Origin of the sequence: Trueperella sp. HMSC08H06 (genome assembly GCF_001808465.1) — a bacterium.
GTDB lineage: Bacteria > Actinomycetota > Actinomycetes > Actinomycetales > Actinomycetaceae > Trueperella > Trueperella bernardiae.
The window spans coordinates 136,155-154,033 of record NZ_KV793341.1 but is presented as its reverse complement, the minus strand read 5'-3'; the positions used below and the strand labels follow the sequence as shown (position 1 = coordinate 154,033).

General features: G+C 67.6%; 15 protein-coding genes. 14 read left to right on the top strand and 1 reads right to left on the bottom strand.

Annotated elements, in window-relative coordinates:
- The first annotated feature begins 80 nt into the window (after positions 1-80).
- From aspS to HMPREF3174_RS01320, 3 genes are read left to right on the top strand one after another with little or no spacing between them, the layout of a single operon-like run.
- Positions 81-1,895: an aspartate--tRNA ligase gene (gene aspS, locus HMPREF3174_RS01330; RefSeq protein WP_062612412.1), complete on the top strand. Its 1,815-nt coding sequence runs from the start codon at positions 81-83 to the stop codon at positions 1,893-1,895.
- Positions 1,896-2,639: a GNAT family N-acetyltransferase gene (locus HMPREF3174_RS01325; protein WP_070445135.1), complete on the top strand. Its 744-nt coding sequence runs from the start codon at positions 1,896-1,898 to the stop codon at positions 2,637-2,639. It begins immediately after the preceding gene.
- Positions 2,636-3,766: a hypothetical protein gene (locus tag HMPREF3174_RS01320; protein ID WP_143601926.1), complete on the top strand. Its 1,131-nt coding sequence runs from the start codon at positions 2,636-2,638 to the stop codon at positions 3,764-3,766. The genes HMPREF3174_RS01325 and HMPREF3174_RS01320 overlap by 4 nt, the downstream gene beginning before the upstream one ends.
- Here HMPREF3174_RS01320 and HMPREF3174_RS01315 read toward each other — a convergent pair.
- A complete protein-coding gene (locus tag HMPREF3174_RS01315; RefSeq protein WP_070447468.1) occupies positions 3,750-6,239 on the bottom strand; it encodes an MMPL family transporter in 2,490 nt (829 codons plus the stop codon). The two genes, HMPREF3174_RS01320 and HMPREF3174_RS01315, sit on opposite strands and share 17 nt — an antisense overlap.
- A gap of 118 nt (positions 6,240-6,357) precedes the next feature.
- Here HMPREF3174_RS01315 and HMPREF3174_RS01310 point away from each other — a divergent pair, with 118 nt between their 5' ends.
- The 11 genes from HMPREF3174_RS01310 (at position 6,358) to HMPREF3174_RS01260 (ending at position 17,826) form a co-directional block, all read left to right on the top strand.
- The gene (locus HMPREF3174_RS01310; RefSeq protein ID WP_062612419.1) at positions 6,358-7,692 is read left to right on the top strand and encodes a replication-associated recombination protein A; all 1,335 of its coding nucleotides are present in this window, start codon (positions 6,358-6,360) and stop codon (positions 7,690-7,692) included.
- Positions 7,693-7,814: 122 nt separating this feature from the next.
- Positions 7,815-8,435, top strand: coding sequence for a 30S ribosomal protein S4 (rpsD, locus tag HMPREF3174_RS01305; RefSeq protein ID WP_062612421.1), 621 nt, complete (start codon positions 7,815-7,817; stop codon positions 8,433-8,435).
- Between the two features lie 63 nt (positions 8,436-8,498).
- Positions 8,499-8,858 carry a DUF948 domain-containing protein gene (locus HMPREF3174_RS01300; protein WP_062612422.1) on the top strand — a complete coding sequence of 120 codons (360 nt, stop codon included), beginning with the start codon at positions 8,499-8,501 and terminating at the stop codon, positions 8,856-8,858.
- Positions 8,859-8,915: 57 nt separating this feature from the next.
- Positions 8,916-11,582 carry an alanine--tRNA ligase gene (gene alaS / locus HMPREF3174_RS01295; RefSeq protein WP_070447465.1) on the top strand — a complete coding sequence of 889 codons (2,667 nt, stop codon included), beginning with the start codon at positions 8,916-8,918 and terminating at the stop codon, positions 11,580-11,582.
- Between the two features lie 3 nt (positions 11,583-11,585).
- The gene (ruvX, locus tag HMPREF3174_RS01290; protein WP_062612426.1) at positions 11,586-12,044 is read left to right on the top strand and encodes a Holliday junction resolvase RuvX; all 459 of its coding nucleotides are present in this window, start codon (positions 11,586-11,588) and stop codon (positions 12,042-12,044) included.
- Position 12,045: 1 nt separating this feature from the next.
- The gene (gene mltG / locus HMPREF3174_RS01285; protein ID WP_148132139.1) at positions 12,046-13,197 is read left to right on the top strand and encodes an endolytic transglycosylase MltG; all 1,152 of its coding nucleotides are present in this window, start codon (positions 12,046-12,048) and stop codon (positions 13,195-13,197) included.
- On the top strand, positions 13,194-13,862 hold the full coding sequence (locus tag HMPREF3174_RS01280; protein ID WP_068538317.1) for a hypothetical protein: 669 nt from the start codon (positions 13,194-13,196) through the stop codon (positions 13,860-13,862). Before mltG ends, HMPREF3174_RS01280 begins: the two co-directional genes overlap by 4 nt.
- Positions 13,863-13,939: 77 nt before the next feature.
- On the top strand, positions 13,940-14,494 hold the full coding sequence (locus HMPREF3174_RS01275) for a prepilin peptidase (protein ID WP_062612430.1): 555 nt from the start codon (positions 13,940-13,942) through the stop codon (positions 14,492-14,494).
- A gap of 43 nt (positions 14,495-14,537) precedes the next feature.
- Complete coding sequence (gene aroC / locus HMPREF3174_RS01270; RefSeq protein ID WP_068538315.1) at positions 14,538-15,749, top strand: chorismate synthase; 1,212 nt, start codon at positions 14,538-14,540, stop codon at positions 15,747-15,749.
- Complete coding sequence (gene aroB, locus HMPREF3174_RS01265; protein ID WP_070447462.1) at positions 15,749-17,299, top strand: 3-dehydroquinate synthase; 1,551 nt, start codon at positions 15,749-15,751, stop codon at positions 17,297-17,299. Before aroC ends, aroB begins: the two co-directional genes overlap by 1 nt.
- On the top strand, positions 17,296-17,826 hold the full coding sequence (locus HMPREF3174_RS01260; protein WP_068538313.1) for a hypothetical protein: 531 nt from the start codon (positions 17,296-17,298) through the stop codon (positions 17,824-17,826). The genes aroB and HMPREF3174_RS01260 overlap by 4 nt, the downstream gene beginning before the upstream one ends.
- Positions 17,827-17,879: the final 53 nt, after the last annotated feature.

Below are 17,879 nucleotides of genomic sequence, written 5' to 3'. Positions count from 1 at the left end.
TCCACGTGTTCCCCGCCCGTCTCGCGGGAGGACATCACCCGCCCGTCTCGCGGGTGAGACCACAATTGAAAGAGGTATACGTGATTCGTACCCGGATGGCAGGATCCCTGCGAAAAGAAGACATCGGCAGCACCGTCACTCTGGCGGGCTGGATCGATCGGCGTCGTGACCACGGAGGGATCGCCTTCCTTGATCTGCGTGACGCCTCTGGAATCGCCCAGGTCACGGTCCGCGAGGAGGTCGCACACGAGCTGCGCTCCGAGTTCGTGGTCAAGGTGACCGGCACCGTCATGGAGCGCCCCGAGGGCAACGCGAACGCGAACCTCGCCACGGGTGACGTCGAGGTGGAGGCCATCGAGGTCGAGATCCTCAACCCCTCCGCGCCGCTCCCGTTCCAGATCTCGGATCACGCCGAGGACGCGGGCTCTGTTAACGAGGAGACCCGCCTGAAGTTCCGCTACCTCGACCTGCGCCGCTCGTATGAGCAGAAGGCCATCCGCCTGCGCGCGAAGGTCTCCCAGGCTGCCCGCCGCGTGCTGGACGGCCACGACTTCGTGGAGATCGAGACCCCGACCCTGACGCGCTCCACGCCCGAGGGCGCGCGCGACTTCATCGTGCCGGCCCGCCTCGCGCCGGGCTCGTGGTACGCCCTGCCGCAGTCGCCCCAGCTGTTCAAGCAGCTGCTCATGGTGGCCGGCATGGAGCGCTACTACCAGATCGCCCGCTGCTACCGTGACGAAGACTTCCGCGCTGACCGCCAGCCCGAGTTCACCCAGCTCGACGTCGAGATGTCGTTCGTCAACCAGGACGACGTCATCGCGGTGGCTGAGGACGTGCTCAAGGAGATCTGGGCGCTGATTGGCTACGATCTCACGACGCCGATCCCGCGCATGCCGTACAAGGAGGCCATGGAACGCTTCGGTTCTGACAAGCCGGACTTGCGCTTTGGCCAGGAGCTCGTGGACCTCACCGAGTACTTCAAGGACACCCCGTTCCGCGTATTCCAAAACGAATACGTGGGCGCAGTCGTCATGCCCGGTGGCGCCTCCCAGCCGCGCCGCACGTTCGACAAGTGGCAGGAGTGGGCGAAGGCGCGCGGCGCCAAGGGCCTGGCCTACGTCACCATCTCCGAGGACGGGACCCTGGGCGGCCCGGTGTCGAAGAACATTTCCGACGCCGAGCGCGAGGGCCTGGCCGAGGCCACCGGCGCCAAGCCAGGCGATTGCATCTTCTTCGCCGCCGGCAAGCCGGCCGCCTCGCGCGACCTGCTCGGGGCCGCCCGCCTCGAGATCGGCAAGCGCTGCGGCCTCATCGACGACAACGCCTGGGCGTTCGTGTGGGTGGTCGACGCGCCGCTGTTCAAGCCCACCGCCGACGCCGAGGCGGAGGGCGACGTCGCTGTTGGTGGCGGCAAGTGGACGGCGGTCCACCACGCCTTCACCTCGCCCAAGCCCGAGTGGCTCGACTCCTTCGACCAGGACCCGGGCAATGCCCTGGCCTACGCCTACGACATCGTGTGCAATGGCAACGAAATCGGCGGCGGCTCGATCCGTATCCACCGCGCCGACGTCCAGGAGCGCGTGTTCAACGTCATGGGCATCGACGAGGAGACCGCGAACAAGCAGTTCGGCTTCCTGCTCGAAGCCTTCAAGTACGGTGCCCCGCCGCACGGCGGCATCGCCTTCGGCTGGGACCGCATCGTCTCTCTGCTCGTGGGCGCGAAGTCGATTCGCGACGTCATTGCCTTCCCCAAGATCGGCAACGGCTGGGACCCGCTCACGGATGCCCCGGCGCCGATCACCGTGCAGCAGCGCAAGGAGGCCGGTGTGGACGCCAAGCCCAAGGCCAAGAAGGACGCCGACAAGGGCGAGGCCGAGAAGGCCGACGCCGAGTAGATGCTCGGAGCGTCAGCGGCTTTTTGGCGCCTGAACGCCTGGGGCGGGGAGGTCCTCGAACGCGAGGAATCTCCCGGCCTCGGCCTGGTGCTACTTGGCGGGGAGGCCGGCCCCACGCTCATCGCGTACGGTGAGCCCGGGTCGGCCATCCCGGCCCTGACCGACCTCGCAGGCCGCGGGGTTATTCCTGCGCGCACAATGATCAACCGCGAGGTCTACGGCGCGCTCGACGAGCCCCTGCGCGAGCACTTCGGCCCGAACTGGGGGCACGCCTGGGACTTCTTCTGGGCCGACCGCCCCCTCGCGCCGGTGGAGCACTGCGATTCCGTGGAGTTTTGTGCTGCGGGCAGCGCCCAGATGGACGGCGTGCGCGAGGAGATTCGCGCCGCCCTGCTTGCCTCCAACCCGATTTCCGACGCCGTGGGCGAGCTTGACCACCTCGACTGGTTCTTCCTGCGCGCCCCCGATGGCAATATCGCCACCGTTATGGGCGCAGAGAAGGTCGGGGAGGGGATAGGTTTCCACGGGCTTGGCACCGTCCCCGACTACCGGGGTAACGGGTATGGGGGAGCGACGATGGTGGGAGCCGTCAATGCTGCCCTCGAACGCGGTGCGTTCATTCGGTTTGGCGTGTGGGCCTGGAACGAGGGCGCGATGCGGCTCTATACCCGGCTCGGCATCACCCACGACGGTGCGATTATCTCCGGGCGCGCCGAGCCGTTTGAAGAACTGAGGGGCACGTGAGCGCTCGGCTGATGCGCAGCCCCCTCGGGCTCGCGGTGGTCCTCGCGCTTGCCGGCTGCTCGGTCGGCGGCGCGGACGCCCTGTGGTCGATCCCCGTGGGCGGGCTGTACAACGTGCAGTTTGCCGACCTGGGCGACGTCGTCGTCATCCCCCGCGGGCAGGCCATTGAGGGCTACGACACCTCCGGCACGCAGCTGTGGAGCGTGACGCTCGCCGACGAGGCCGAATCGTGCGTTGCTGCCGGCGCGGGCGCGATGTGCGTGGCCGGCACCCAGATCTTCGTAGGCCGCGACGGGCAGGCGGTCGCCCGGCCCGACCTAGCCTTCATCGCCCAGGCGGGGGACAAGGCCTACTACGCGCGCGGCGACGCGGACGGCGTCGTGCTCATCGAGGCCGACGCCGACGCCCCGATCGACCAGCTCGGCGGGGAAGTGCTCGCTCGCTACGAGGGGCGTACTTCTTATTTGCCGGACGGCACACCTGTCGAGCGCGCCGATTCCTATCCCGAGCCCCTCCAGCGCCTCCTCGACGTGGGCGTGCTCGACGCCGACTCCCCGTGGCTCAACCCCGCTGGAATCGCCTCGATCGCACGACCGCTGGCCGACGGCTTCGTCGTCGTCGAGGCCGGGCAGATCACCGTCAGCGACGTCGAGCCGACCGTGCTCACGCTTTTCGACTTGGACGGCAACGAGACCGCGCGCCTCGAGGCCACGCCCGCGCTGACGATGAACCTCAGCCCGCGCTGGACGCTCGCCACGCTCGAGCAGATCGTGGAGGAGGCCAACGCACTCGATACCTCCCGCGCCTTTGTGTTCGACGACGCCCGAGTGGTCGGTTTCGAGCAGGCCCTTACCGACTCCGTGGCCCCCGGCTACGCCGACGTCGAGGCGCTGATCGTGGGCGGGCAGATGCTCCGCTTCGATGCGATCCGGCCCGAAACCCTCCAGCTCTCCGTGCTCGACTACCCCTACGTGTCCGTGGCGGGCACCGGCTCGGGATCGGTGGTGGCGACATTCGACATCGTTACCGGCGAGCGCGTGATCGAGGCCAGCTGCTGGCAAAACGGCGCCGTCTACTGCGCCACGCCCACGGAGCTGTCCAAGATCGACCTCAGTGGACGATCTTGAACTTCTCGTAGACCTTCTTCAGCGGCGCGGGCGCCCACCAGTTCCACTTGCCGAGTAGCGTCATGGTGGCCGGCACGAGGAGCATGCGCACGAGGGAGGCGTCGATGATGACAATCATTGCCAGCGCCACGCCCACCTGTTTGATCGCCAGCATGTCGCCGAAGATAAAGCCGACAAACACGGCCACGATGATCGCGGCAGCCGAGGTGATGATGCGCCCGGAGCGCTGCAGGCCCATCTCAACCGCCGTGTCGTTGTCGTGACCCGCGTCCCAGTATTCCTTGATACGGGCGATGAGGAAGACCTCGTAATCCATGGCCAGGCCCAGGCCGAAGGCGATGGAGGCGGCGACCACGAAGGTCTCCAGGCCCACCGACTGCGGCAGGCCCAGCAGGCCGTGCTCGAAGACGAAGACCGTGGCGCCCATGCCGGCAAACAGTGAGAGCGTGTTGATGACAAGGGCCTTGATCGGTGCGATGACCGAGCCGGTCATGAGGAAGAGCAAGATGAGCACCGCGATCGCCACGATCGTCACCGCGATGGGCGCGCCGTCCTTGATCGAGTTCGTGAAGTCGAGCTGGAGGGCGGCCGCGCCTCCGACGTACGTGTCGTAGCCGGCGTCGTAGGCGCGCAGCTCCTTGACCGCGTTGGTGACCTCGGGGCCCACCTGGTCGGGAGCGTCCATATGGAACTTGATGAGGGTTTCGCCATCGTTCATCGCTTCGGCGGGGGCCACCCAGTCCACCCCGTCGATCTGCTCGATGCGATTGATAAGGTTGGCGGCGTCGTCCGGGCTCGTGTCGGCGATGACGGTGATGGAGGGGGCGGCGAGGATCTCGTAGTCCTGCATGCCGTCGTAGGCGCGGGCGGCGCTCGTGTGCTCGGGGATATATTCCATGAAGTTCGAGCGCATCGTGAGGTCGCGAACCGGCATCACCATGAGCACGAGGATTGCGGTGACCGTGATGAGGATCGGCCACGGGCGGCGGTGGACCCACTTCGCCAGGCGCGAGAAGGTGCCCTCGTCGGAGGCCGTGTCGCCCACCTTCTTCACGATCGTGCGGAAGACGGGCACGCCCGAGAGCCACGAGGGGCGCACGAGCCGGCGGCCGAGCAACGTAATCATGGCTGGCACCATGAGCACGGCCGTGGAGACCGCGAGGATGGTGACGATGATGCCTCCGATCGCGATCATCTTCAGCATAGGCGCCTCCATGACGGCCAGGCCGGAGATCGCGAAGGCGATGGTGAGGGCGGAGAAGGAGACGGTGCGGCCGGCCGTGGCCACCGTGGCGGCGACGGCGTCCGTGACCACTCCCGAGACATCGTCGGGAAGCGCGTGCGGGTCAAGCCCGCGCCGCTCGAGCTGCTCGGTGACCTCCTCGCGGTAGCGGGAGACGATGAGCAGGCCGTAGTCGATCGAGAGGGCCATGCCGATCACGGAGATGATGTTGAGGACGAAAGAATCGACGTTCGTGACGTGGGTCAGCACCCACAGCAACCCCATGCCCGTGGCGATCGAGGTCAGTGCGCCGATGAGTGGCATGCCGGCGGCGATCAGGCCGCCGAAGACGACCACGAGGAGGAAGAGCGCGATCGGCAGGCCCACCGCCTCGCCGGTGATGAGGTCAGACTTGACCACCTCCATGATCGCGCTCTCGAAAACGGCCGAGGAGCTGACGTCGGCGTGCGCGTCCGGGTTGACCTTCTGGATCTCTTTTTCGAAGGTGGCGGTGGCGGCGAGCACGTCGTCGGTGGGGGAGGAATCCTCCGCGGCCTCCACGCTCACCACGAAGCCGCCGTCCTTGCGCAGGGCGTCGGCCGGGTTGTCCTGCTTCGCCATCTCCTCGGCCACGGCCTGCCGCGCACCTTGCTCTATCTGGGCGGTGGCGGTCTCCCTGGCCTGTTGCTCCACCTGGGCGCTCGCCTGCGCGCGGGTCTGGGCGGCCACCTCGTCGGTGGGCGCGCCTGGGTACTGCTGGGAGAACTGGGCCACCGCCCCGTCCACGGCCTGCTGGATCTGCGGCTCGGCCTGGGCAAGGGCCTGCTGAACCGCGCGGTCGATCGTGGCCTGGTTCTGCTCGAGGGCCTGGGCGACGGCGTCGTCGGTGGCCCTCTGGATGCCCTCGGTGAACTGTTCCTCAACCGAGAGGGGGTCGACGACGTCGGTGACACCGGAAATGGAGGTCAGCTGCTCGCGGAAGTCGGCGATCTGCGTGGAGACGTCGGCGGCGTCGACGCCCTGGACCACGATAACGGAGGAATCGGGGGCCGTGTCCGCGTTCGTTTTCTGAATGACGATGTCGGATTCGGTATTCGGCACCATTGACTCCGACGACTGCATCCGCGCGAACAGGTTGCCCTGGCCGAATCCCCACAGCGCCGAGGTGGCGCCGAGGACCAGGAGAAGGACCCAACCGAGGACGAAGAAGTGTGGTCTGCGCGCGATGGCGTGGCCGATCCGATCAAACATAATCTCACCTTCCCATGTGCCTCTATTATGCCAATCTTCGCCCGCGCCAGTCACTCGAGTTCGCCGTCCGCGCTCGGGCGTGCGCAAGTTTGTCGGAGGCGGGAGATATGCTGAAGGAATGGATCTGTTTGACTCCCAATCGATGAGCGTGGACGGTACTCCGGCCGATACCTCCGCGCCGCTTGCCGTGCGCATGCGTCCGCGCACGATCGATGAGGTGGTGGGCCAAAGCCACCTGCTCGGGCCGGGCCAGCCGTTGCGTCGGCTGATCGAACCGGACCGCGGGGGCGCGCCCAGCTCGGTGTTCTTGTGGGGCCCTCCCGGAATCGGCAAGACCACCTTGGCCTACCTCGTGGCGCGCCAGGGCAATCGTCGTTTCGTGGAGATCTCGGCCGTCTCGGCCGGCGTGAAGGAAGTGCGCGCCGTCATCGCCGAGGCGCGCGACCACCTGGTCACCGACGGCACCGACACGGTCCTGTTTGTGGACGAGGTCCACCGCTTTTCCAAGACCCAGCAGGACGCGCTGCTGCCGGCGGTGGAAAACGGCTGGGTGATCCTTATCGGCGCCACCACCGAAAACCCCTCGTTTTCCGTCATCTCCCCGCTGCTCTCGCGTTCACTCCTGCTTACCCTCCACCCGCTTACCGACGCCGACATCGAGACCCTCGTGCGCCGCGCGCTGACCGACGAGCGCGGGTACGGCGGCAAGGTACGGGCTGAGGATGAGGCGGTGGCCGAGATCGTCCGGCTCGCCGGCAACGACGGGCGGCGCTCGCTCACCATCCTCGAGGCCGCCGTGGTGGGGGACCACCTCACGCTTGCCGACGTCGAAGCGGCGGTTGACGTCTACGCCGTGCGTTACGATCGCGGCGGCGACCAGCACTATGATGTGATCTCGGCCTTCATCAAGTCGATCCGCGGATCGGACGTGGACGCGGCCATCCACTACCTGGCGCGCATGCTCGAGGCGGGGGAGGACCCGCGCTTCGTGGCCCGACGCCTCATGATCTCCGCGGCTGAGGACGTGGGGATGGCAGACCCGTCGGCTTTGCAGACTGCCACGGCCGCGGCGCAGTCCGTGGCGCTCGTGGGCATGCCGGAAGCACGCATCATCCTGGCCGAGGCGGTGGTCCACCTCGCCACCGCACCGAAGTCCAACCGCGCCTACCTGGCGATCAACAAGGCGATCGCTGACGTGCGGGCGGGCAAGATCGGCGCGGTGCCCGTCCACCTGCGCGACCAGTCGGTCAAGGCCTCGAAGGTTGCGGCGCAGTCCACGGGCCGCAACATCCCCTACGTTTACCCGCACGACGTGCCGGACGGCGTGGCCGCCCAGCAGTACCTGCCCGACGAGCTGGTGGGCACCGCTTACTACGAGCCCCTGAATCGTGGTTACGAGGCCAATATCACGTCCCGGCTGGAGCGGATCCAGGCGATTTTGCGGGGTAAGTAGTGCTACCATGTCACGGTTGCTTCCGTTGAAGTGACACTCCCACGCGGAGTCCATCCTGGGGCCTTAGCCGTTTGTTGTTGGTCCCGTGCATTGCACGCCATGAGTAGACAGGAGAGATATTTATGGCTGGAAACCGTTCCCGTAAGTCGGTGCGTCAGTCGCGCGCCCTTGGTATTGCCCTCACCCCGAAGGCGGAGCGCCTCATGCAGCGCCGCCCGTACCGTCCGGGCGAGCACGGCCGCGGCCGCGTCAAGGAATCCGACTACTCGATTCGTCTGAAGGAGAAGCAGCGCCTGCGCGCACAGTACGGCATCCGCGAGGCCCAGCTTCGTAAGATCTGGGATGAGGCCCGCCGCATGGAGGGCATGGCCGGTGAGAACCTGGTCGAGCTCCTCGAGATGCGCCTCGACGCCCTCGTGCTTCGCGCCGGCTTCGCCCGCACGATCGCCCAGGCCCGCCAGGTGGTCGTCCACCGCCACGTCCTCGTGGACGGCAAGCTCGTGGACCGCCCGTCGTTCCGCGTCAAGCCCGGCCAGGTCATCCAGATCAAGCCGCGCTCGCAGGCCTCCCCGCAGTTCATGGTGGCGGCCCAGGGCCAGCACGCCGACGTCCTGCCCGCCGTCCCCGAGTACCTCTCGGTTGACCTGACCAAGCTCCGTGCCGAGCTGGTGCGCCGCCCGAAGCGTGCCGAGGTTCCGGTCACGTGTGACGTGCAGATGGTCGTCGAGCACTACTCGCGATAAGCTATCTGGACAACGCGCCGCGGTCAGCCGTGGCACGTTGTCATTTCCAGATAAGCTAGCCCCATGGCAGACATTACTCTTGGACAGATCGCCGGCGTGCTGGCGGCCCTCGGTTTCCTCGTACTCGTGTATTTCTCGATTAAGCCGTTGCGCAAGCTGTGCGATGTGCTCGATCGGATGACCGAATCGCTGCGGGAGCTCACTGAGCACACCCTCCCGGCGATTGATGAGGCGGCCCAGACCGTGGCCGAAACCAACCTGCAGGTGAAGAAGCTTGACGCGATCACCGAGGCGGCCGCCCGCACCTCCGAGGACATCTCGGCGATGACCACCTTGGTCACTTCCACCGTTGGCGCGCCCTTCCTCGCCGCGCGCAAGGGGGCGGAGAAGGTGCGCGACGCCTTCGGTCCCAAGAAGCTTTAGATTTTTCTGTTGTTGTAACGCTACCAATGTGCTCACGCGCTTTGAGATGGGAGTTCAATGCGTACTTCTGAGATTCGTCGCCGCTGGCTCGACTACTTCGCCAAGCACGACCACGAGATCGCCGAGTCGGTTCCACTCGTGTCCCCGGATCCGTCCATCCTCTTCACGATCGCCGGCATGGTGCCGTTTATCCCGTACATCGTTGGCACGGAGGAGGCACCCTTCCCGCGCGTGGCCTCGGTCCAGAAGTGCATCCGCACGAATGACATCGACAACGTGGGCCGCACCACCCGCCACGGCACGTTCTTCCAGATGTGCGGCAACTTTTCCTTCGGCGATTACTTTAAGGAAGGCGCGATCGACCTCGCCTTCGGTTTGCTGACCACGCCTGTCGACGACGGCGGCTATGGCCTGGAGAAGGACCGCCTGTGGGTGACGATCTGGGAGGAGGACGAGGTGTCCTACAACCACCTGACGCAGGTGGTGGGCCTCGATCCTAAGCACGTGGTGCGCCTCGCGCGTGAGGAGATCTTCTGGTCCACGGGCCAGCCTGGCCCGGCGGGTGGATGCGCCGAGATCCATTACGACCGCGGCCCGGACTTCGGCCCGGAGGCCGTGGGCGGCAACGTTGACCCGGGCGGCGACCGCTACCTGGAGATCTGGAACCTCGTGTTCGACGAGTTCATGCGCGGTGAGGGCACGGGCAACGACTACCCGCTGCTCGGCAAGCTCGACCAGACCGCGATCGACACGGGCGCGGGCCTGGAGCGCATCGCCTACCTGCTCCAGGGCAAGAAGAACATGTACGAGATCGACGAGGTCTACCCCGTCATCGCCGCCACCGAGGAGCTGACGGGCAAGAAGTACGGCGCGGATGAGGAAGATGACGTGCGGATGCGCATCGTGGCCGACCACGTCCGTTCCGCGCTCATGCTGATCGGCGACGGCGTCCGCCCCGGTAACGACGGGCGCGGCTACGTGCTTCGCCGCCTCATCCGCCGCGCGGTGCGCTCGGTGCGTCTGCTCGGGTTCGAGGGGATGGCGCTGCCCACCCTCCTGCCGGCGTCGATGAACGTGATGAAGGAGTCCTACCCGGAGCTGGAGCGTGACTTCGCGCGCATCTCCCAGATCGCCTACGGTGAGGAGGAGGCCTTCCGCCGCACGCTCGAATCGGGCACCCAGATTTTCAATGAGGCGGTGCGCCAGGCGAAGGCCGACAGCGCTGAGCTTCCGGGCCAGACGGCCTTTACTCTCCACGACACCTACGGCTTCCCGATCGACCTCACGCTCGAGATGGCCCACGAGGCCGGGGTCGAGGTCAACGAGGAGGGCTTCCGCGCCCTCATGCAGGAGCAGAAGGACCGCGCCCGCGCTGATGCGCTGGCGAAGAAGACCGGCCACGTGGACGCCTCGGTTTACCACAAGATCGAGGAGGAGTCCGGGGGTGCAACCCGCTTCCTCGGCTACACGGACTACGCCGCCGAGGCGAAGGTAGTGGCCATTCTCAAGGACGGCCAGCCTGTGCCGTTTGCCGAGGCGCCGGCCCAGGTCGATGTCGTGCTCGACCAGACCCCGTTCTGGGCCGAGCAGGGCGGCCAGCTGGCTGACCACGGCACGATCTCGGTGGCGGGCGGCGGACTGCTCGAAGTGGGCGACGTGCAGATGCCGATCAAGGGCTTGTTCGTCCACCGCGCCAGCCTGACCGAGGGCTCGGTGGCGCTTGACGACGCCGTCTACTGTCAGATCGACGTCGACCGCCGCGAGCAGATCGCCCGCGCTCACACCTCCACGCACATGGTGCACGAGGTGCTGCGCGAGGTGCTCGGCCCGGAGGCCACCCAGGCTGGTTCGGAGAACGCGCCCTCGCGGATGCGTTTCGACTTCCGTCACGGCTCGCAGGTTTCGGCTTCCGACCTGTCGGCGATTGAGGCCGAGGTCAACAGCAAGCTGCAGGACAACCTCGCGGTCACAGACCAGATCATGAGCCTGGATGAGGCCAAGACGCTCGGCGCGATGGCGCTCTTCGGGGAGAAGTACGGCAAGGAGGTCCGGGTCGTCTCGATCGGGGGAGACTGGTCGCGCGAGCTGTGCGCCGGCACCCACGTGGGCGACACGGGCGAGATCGGCCTGGTCTCCATCCTGGGCGAGTCCTCGATCGGTTCGGGCGTGCGCCGCGTGGAGGCGCTGGTAGGTCGCGGGGCCTACGCCGAGGGCGCCAAGGAACGCGCGCTCGTGAGCCAGCTCAGCTCGATGACGCGCGTGCGCCCCGAGGAGTTGCCCGAGCACATCGAGTCGCTCATGGCCAAGCTACGCAAGGCGGAGAAGGACCTGGAGACTCTGCGCACCGAGAAGCTGACCGCCGGCCTCGCCGCGCTCATCGAACAGCGCCGGCAGGCGAATGGTGTCAACGCCGTCATCCACGATTTCGGCACGGACGCCGATCCAAACCAGGTGCGCCAGCTCGCCGCCCAGATCCGCGAGCGCCTGGGCGAGGCGCCCGCCGTCGTCGCGCTGACCTCGGTGTCGAAGGGCCGCCCGTCGGTGGTCATCGCCACGAACCAGGCCGCGCGCGAGCACGGCATCAAGGCCGGCAAGCTCGTGTCGGTTGCCGCGAAGATCCTCGGAGGAGGAGGCGGCGGAAAGGACGACATGGCGCAGGGCGGCGGCCAGGATCCGGCCAAGATCAAGGAAGCGCTCAGCGCCATCTTCGGTCAGATCGGCTAGGCCGTGAGGGTAGGTGTTCGATTCGGGGTCGACGTCGGTGCCGCGCGCATCGGCGTCGCCCGAAGCGACTCGGCGGGCATCCTCGCCACGCCCGTGACCACGCTGCGTAGCGGCAAGGGCGACGTCGACGCGGTGGCGAAGATGGTCCGCGAGGCCGACGCGCTCGAAGTGATCGTGGGCCTGCCGCTCAACATGGACGGTACGGAGGGTGCATCGGCGAAGAAGGCGCGCTCGTGGGCGCGCCGGCTCTCGCGGCGGATCGCGCCGGTGGCGGTGCGGATGCTGGACGAGCGGCTGAGCACGGTGCAGGCGCACCGCCAGTTGCACGAGGCCGGGCGTAAGGAGATCACCCATCGGCGTGTTGTGGATCAGGCGGCAGCGGTTATCATTTTGGAAAACGCGCTGGAACAGGAACGCATGAGCGGTCGTGTACCGGAGCTGGTGCAGACTGCGGAGGAATAACGTGTCACAGCTTTTTGAGAAACTCCCTGATTCGCAGGGTAAGAATAAGGCGGGTTTGCGCGCCACGCAGCGGCGCAAGCGGGGCCTGCGCACGGCCGTGGTCACGTTCGTCGCGGTTGTTCTGCTTGTCATGTCGGCCGTTGTGGCTCTGCCGCACGTGCAGTCGCTGCTATCGCTTGATCGGCCGAGCGCCCAAGACTACGAGGGCGAGGGGAGTGGTGAGGTCATCGTGACCATTCCCGAGGGCTCGACCGGCCGGGATATTGCCGCGATCCTCGTGGAGGCCGACGTCGTCGCCTCCGAGCGCGCGTTTGTAGACGCGTTCCAGGCCGATCGCCGTGCGTCGTCGATCCAGGCTGGCTCGTACCGGATGAAGTCGAAGATGTCGGTGGTGGCGGCGCTTGCCAGCCTGCTCGACCCGGGTTCGCGGGCCGAGCTGAACGTGACGATCCCGGAGGGCTTTACCCTCCAGCAGGTGACGGACCGCCTGGTCAACGTCATGGGCTACGACGCGGCGGAGATCGAGGCCGCGCTGGCCGACCCCGAGGGGCTGGGCCTGACCGCGGAGGCGAACGGCAACGTGGAGGGCTGGCTCTCGCCAGTCACCTACTCGTTCGCCCCGGATACGACGGCGAAGGAAGCGCTGTCCACGATGGTGTCCAAGCGCGTGAGTGAGTTGCGCTCCTCGGGGATCCCGCAGGAGAAGTGGGCGCGTACGATCATCGTGGCCTCGATCGTGGAGCGCGAGGTCAATTGGCCGGACTACTACGCCCAGGTGGCCCGCGTCATCGAGAACCGCTTGAACGATTCGGGCCAGGTGAATGGCAGGCTCCAGATGGATTCGACCGTGCTGTATGGCGTGGGCAAGTCCGGCGGCGTGCCCAGCCGCGAGGACCTTGCGCACGACAACCCGTACAACACCTACCTCCACGCGGGCCTTCCGCCCACCGCGATCTCCAACCCGTCCATCGAGGTCATCGAGGCCTCGGCGAACCCGCCGGCGGGGGATTGGCTCTACTTCGTGACCGTCAACCTGGATACGGGCGAGACGAAGTTCGCCTCCAGCCTCGATGAGCACAACGCCAATGTCGAAGAGCTCCGCCAGTGGGTGTCCGATCACCCGGATGCCGCCCAGTCCGAGAGCGACAATTGATCGGGGTAATCGGGCTCGACCCGGCACCGTTTCGGCTTGCCGGTGAGGTGGCCGAGCTCGGCGCCGTCAACCTCGACTTTCCCGGCGCCGGCTTCGCCTTCGAGATCGACGCCGCCCCTGACTTGAGGGAGGAGTGCGACGTCGTGGACGGACTCGCGTCCCGCGTGGGCGCGATCGACACGCTCGCCTTCCAGCCGATGGGCGCCTCCCGGATGGCGGTGGGCTTCGCCGCGCTGCCGGGCGCGCTTGGGCGGACGCTCGATGCCCATCTCGGAGTGCATTCCGGCGGCGGCACGCGCCGGGCAGTCATCGTGGGCTCGGGCGCGGCGGCGGCATGCTCGGTGGCGGCCCTCGTCCAGCACCGCTACCAGGTCCTCATCGCGGCGGATGCCCCTGGAGTGGCAGTGAGCGCCGCGCACAAGATGAACGTCGACGTCGAGCTCGTGCGGCCCGCAGCGCTTGCGGACGAGATCGACCTGCTGGTCCAGACAGTGGCTGAGCGGCCCGAGGTGGCTCCGCGCGTGGTGGTGGACCTGGCCGGTGTGTGGGCGGAAGCAGACTGCCGGGTGATCGGTGCAGCGGAGGTCACAGCGCGCCAGCGACAGGACCAAATCCGGGTGCTGACGGGCAAGAACGTTGAGCAGGCCGAGATCCTCGCCCTGTAATCAAGGGCGGGATACCAGCGGCGCCGGGCCTGTGGAGAACTTCGCGGCTGATGTGCGCGAATCGCTAGCCTGAGGGCATGCATCCGCTCCTTTACGATTCCATGACGAACCGCCAGGCCGCGCTCGTGGTGGTGGCGAGCGCGCTCGCCTCCGCCTGGACGGCAGGGCTTGCCTGGGCCTGGCAGGGGCAGTGGTGGCTGCCGGCCGTCTGCGCCGCGCTGTTCTACCCGCCGCTCGCCATCAACGCTGTGATCGACGCCCGTCACCACGTGTTGCTGAAGAACTGGACGCACCTGGCGGGCGCGATCGCCGTCCTAGCCTTCGTGGCGGCGGGAGCGCCGTGGCGGGGCCTGGCGGTCGGCGCGGCGGTGGCGGTGCCGATGTTCGCGGTGTCGGTCTTTTCGCGCGGGCGGCTCATGGGCATGGGGGACGCGCGGCTCATCGTGGCGCTCAGCCTGTTCAATTCGATCTGGAACCCGCTCGGCGCCTTGTACATGATCTGCGCCAGCTTCGTTCTGCACGTGCTCTACGTGCTCGCCCGCTCGCTGTTTGCTCGCGTGACGCTGCGCTCCCGCCACGCGCTCGGGCCTTGGCTCGTGGCTGGGTCCTTCCTTACGTTTGCCATCGCGTGAGCGCCACGGGCACCGGGCGGCGCAAGATGGCACAATAGGGGGCATGATTCGGTGGAGTACGGCAGGTGAGTCCCATGGCCCGGCACTGGTGGCCCTCTTCGAGGGTATGCCGGCGGGCGTGCGCGTGACCAGTGAGGACATCAAGCACGCGCTGTGGCGGCGACGGCTCGGCTACGGGCGTGGCAGCAGGCAGAAATTCGAGCAGGATGAGCTGACGATCCTGTCCGGGATCCGCCACGGCGAGGCGCTTGGCTCGCCCATCGCGCTTGAGATCGGCAACTCGGAGTGGCTCAAGTGGTCCACGGTGATGAGCGCCGACCCGGTCCCGCCTGAGGCCCTCCTTATCGACGCCGGTACGGGCGACGAACGGGAGGTCTCCCGGAACAAGCCGCTCACCCGGCCGCGCCCGGGGCACGCTGACCTCGTGGGGATGAACAAGTACGGCTTCGACTCGGCACGCCCCGTTCTCGAGCGGGCCTCGGCCCGCGAGACGGCGGCCCGGGTGGCGCTCGGCGAGCTGGCAAAGCAGCTGCTGCGCCAGGCGGCGGGCGTTGAGATCGTCTCCCACGTGGTGGAGGTCGGCTCCGTGCGCGGTTCGGACCTCACGCTCCCCACGCCGGAGGATACCGCCACGCTCGACGAGTGCGACGTGCGCCAGCTGGATCCCGAACTGGCCGCCGCCTTCCGTGCCGAGGTGGACGCGGCGAAGAAGGACGCGGACACGCTGGGCGGCGTCGTCGAAGTGGTGGGCTGGGGCGTGCCTCAAGGGCTGGGCACGCACGTGCGCGGGCAGGATCGCCTGGACGCGCGGCTGGCCGGCGCGCTCATGTCGATCCAGGCGGTGAAGGGCGTGGAGATCGGCGACGGCTTTGAGACGGCCCGCCGGCGCGGGTCGGCCGCGCATGACGAGATTGTCCGCGAGGCCGGGCACCTGGCGCGGCTGACAAACCGGGCCGGCGGCATTGAGGGCGGCATGTCGAACGGCGAGCCGATCGTGGCCCGCGTGGCCTACAAGCCGATCTCGACAGTGCCGCGCGCGCTGCGCACGATCGACACCGCCACGGGCGAGGTGGCCACGGCCCTCCACCAGCGCTCCGACACCACGGCCGTGGTGCCCGGGGCCGTGATTGCGGAGGCGATGGTGGCGCTCGTGCTCGCCGAGGCGCTCGTGGAGAAGTTCGGCGGGGACTCGCTGGCCGAGATCCGGCGCAACCTGGATTCGTGGTGGACCTCGATCGACGAGGTTCGAAGGTAATGGGACCTCGCGCGATCTTCATCGGGATGCCCGGGGCGGGCAAGTCGACTGTAGGCAGGCGGGTCGCCGCCGCGCTCGGCCTCGAATTTCGCGATTCGGACGAGCTCATAGCCGAGCGCACCGGTCGCTCCGTGCCCTCGATCTTTGAGTCCGAGGGGGAGGCCGCGTTCCGCGAGATCGAGGCCGACGCGATTGAGTGGGCCAGGCACGAGTTCGAGGGCATCCTCGCGCTCGGCGGCGGGGCCGTGCTCCACGAGCGTACGCGCCGCTTGCTGGCCGACCAGCACGTCGTCCTCATCGAGGCCACCGACGAGGAGCTGACCCGGCGGGTGAGCCGTTCGCGGACCGTGCGCCCGCTGCTGCGCAAGGATCCGGCGGGCCAGATCAAGAACCTGCGCCGCCATCGCTCGACGCTCTACCATAGCGTCGCCAATTACGTTGTTTTGTCTGACGCGCGCCCGGTGGCCCGCGTCGTTGATGAGGTGGTGAATTACTTGGAGGCTCCCCACAGGCGCATTGCCGTTGCGGGTCAGGACTACGAGGTGGTGATCGGGCACGCGCTCGCCTCGGACGTGGTCAAGCTTGCGGCCACGAAGTCGCGGGCGCTGGTCGTTTACGGCGAGGACGTGTCGCGGTATGCCGAGCCGATCATCACCGAGCTGACGATCTCCGACATCCCGTCCTCGGCTTTCATCATTCCGCGGGGCGAGGAGGCGAAGACGGCCGAGGTCCTCGAGCGCGGCTGGCACGCCGCCGGGGATGCCCACCTTGGGCGCGACGGCGTGGTCATCGCGGTGGGCGGGGGAGCGACCACCGACCTGGGAGGCTTCCTCGCCGCCACGTGGCTGCGGGGCGTGGCCGTCATCCAGGTGCCCACCACGCTGCTGGGCATGGTGGACGCCGCCGTGGGCGGCAAGACGGGTATCAACTCCGCCCACGGCAAGAACCTGGTGGGCGCGTTCCACCCGCCGCTCGGCGTCTTTTGCGATGTTGATACGCTCGCCACGCTCGACGCCGGTGAACTGCGCGCTGGCATGGGTGAGGTGGCCAAGTGTGGCATGATCGCCGACACCGAGATCCTCAGCATTATTGAGGCCGGCGACGCCGAGGCGAAGCGTTTCGAGCTCATCGCCCGCAGTGTCCAGGTCAAGGCCGACATCGTCTCGGACGACCTGCGCGAGTCCGGCCAGCGCGAGTTCCTTAACTACGGCCACACGCTGGCCCACGCGATCGAGGCCTCCTCCGATTACCGGGTGCGTCACGGCGAGGCGGTGGCAATCGGTTGCGTGTTTGCCGCAGCCCTTGCCGAGGCCGCCGGGGTGGGGCCCGCGGGCCTGGCCGAGCATCACCGCAAGATCCTCGCCGCACTCGAGTTGCCCACCACGTACGCGGGCGCGAGCCGCGAGGAGTTGCTCGCGATAATGTCCTCGGACAAGAAGGTGCGCGGCGGCCAGCTCCGCTTCGTCGTCCTGCGCGAACTTGGCGTGCCCGAGATCCTCACCCCCACGCCCGAGCAGCTGGACGTCGCCTTTGCGGAGGTGGGCCTGTGAGTGCGATCTTCCTCATCGGTGCCCCGGGCACGGGCAAGTCCGCCGTCGTGGGCGAGCTCGCCAAGCTCGGCTTCACGGCCGCCGACGTCGATGCCGCGGTCGCGGCCGCGCACGGCTACTCGCTCGAGGACTTCTACGTACTGCTCGCCCCGGAGCAGCGCAAGGTGCTCGTTGCCGAGGCGCTGTCCGACTTCCTTGACGACGTCGACTCCGACCCGGCCGGCCGCTGGGCGCTGGCTATCCCCTCGGACGCGCTGGGGGACTCGCTGGATGACCCCGAGCACGTGCCTGTCCGCGAGCGCCTGCGTGTGGGCACGGTGGTCAAGCTGACGGCCGACCTGTCCACGCTCGTCACTCGCAACGGGCTCATCGGCCAGCGCTCGGCCACTCTGGTCATGCCGCGCAAGGAGTTCCGGCTTATGCTGGGCGCTCGGGACGAGGTCTACGATGCCGTCGCGGACCGCATATATGATACAACACGGCGAGATATGGCCGAGCTGGCGAAGGAGCTCGTAGGGCTGGTTTAGCAGTGCTTCGCTTAGGTTTACCTACACTAGGGCCGCCTTACCTTCGTTGTTAC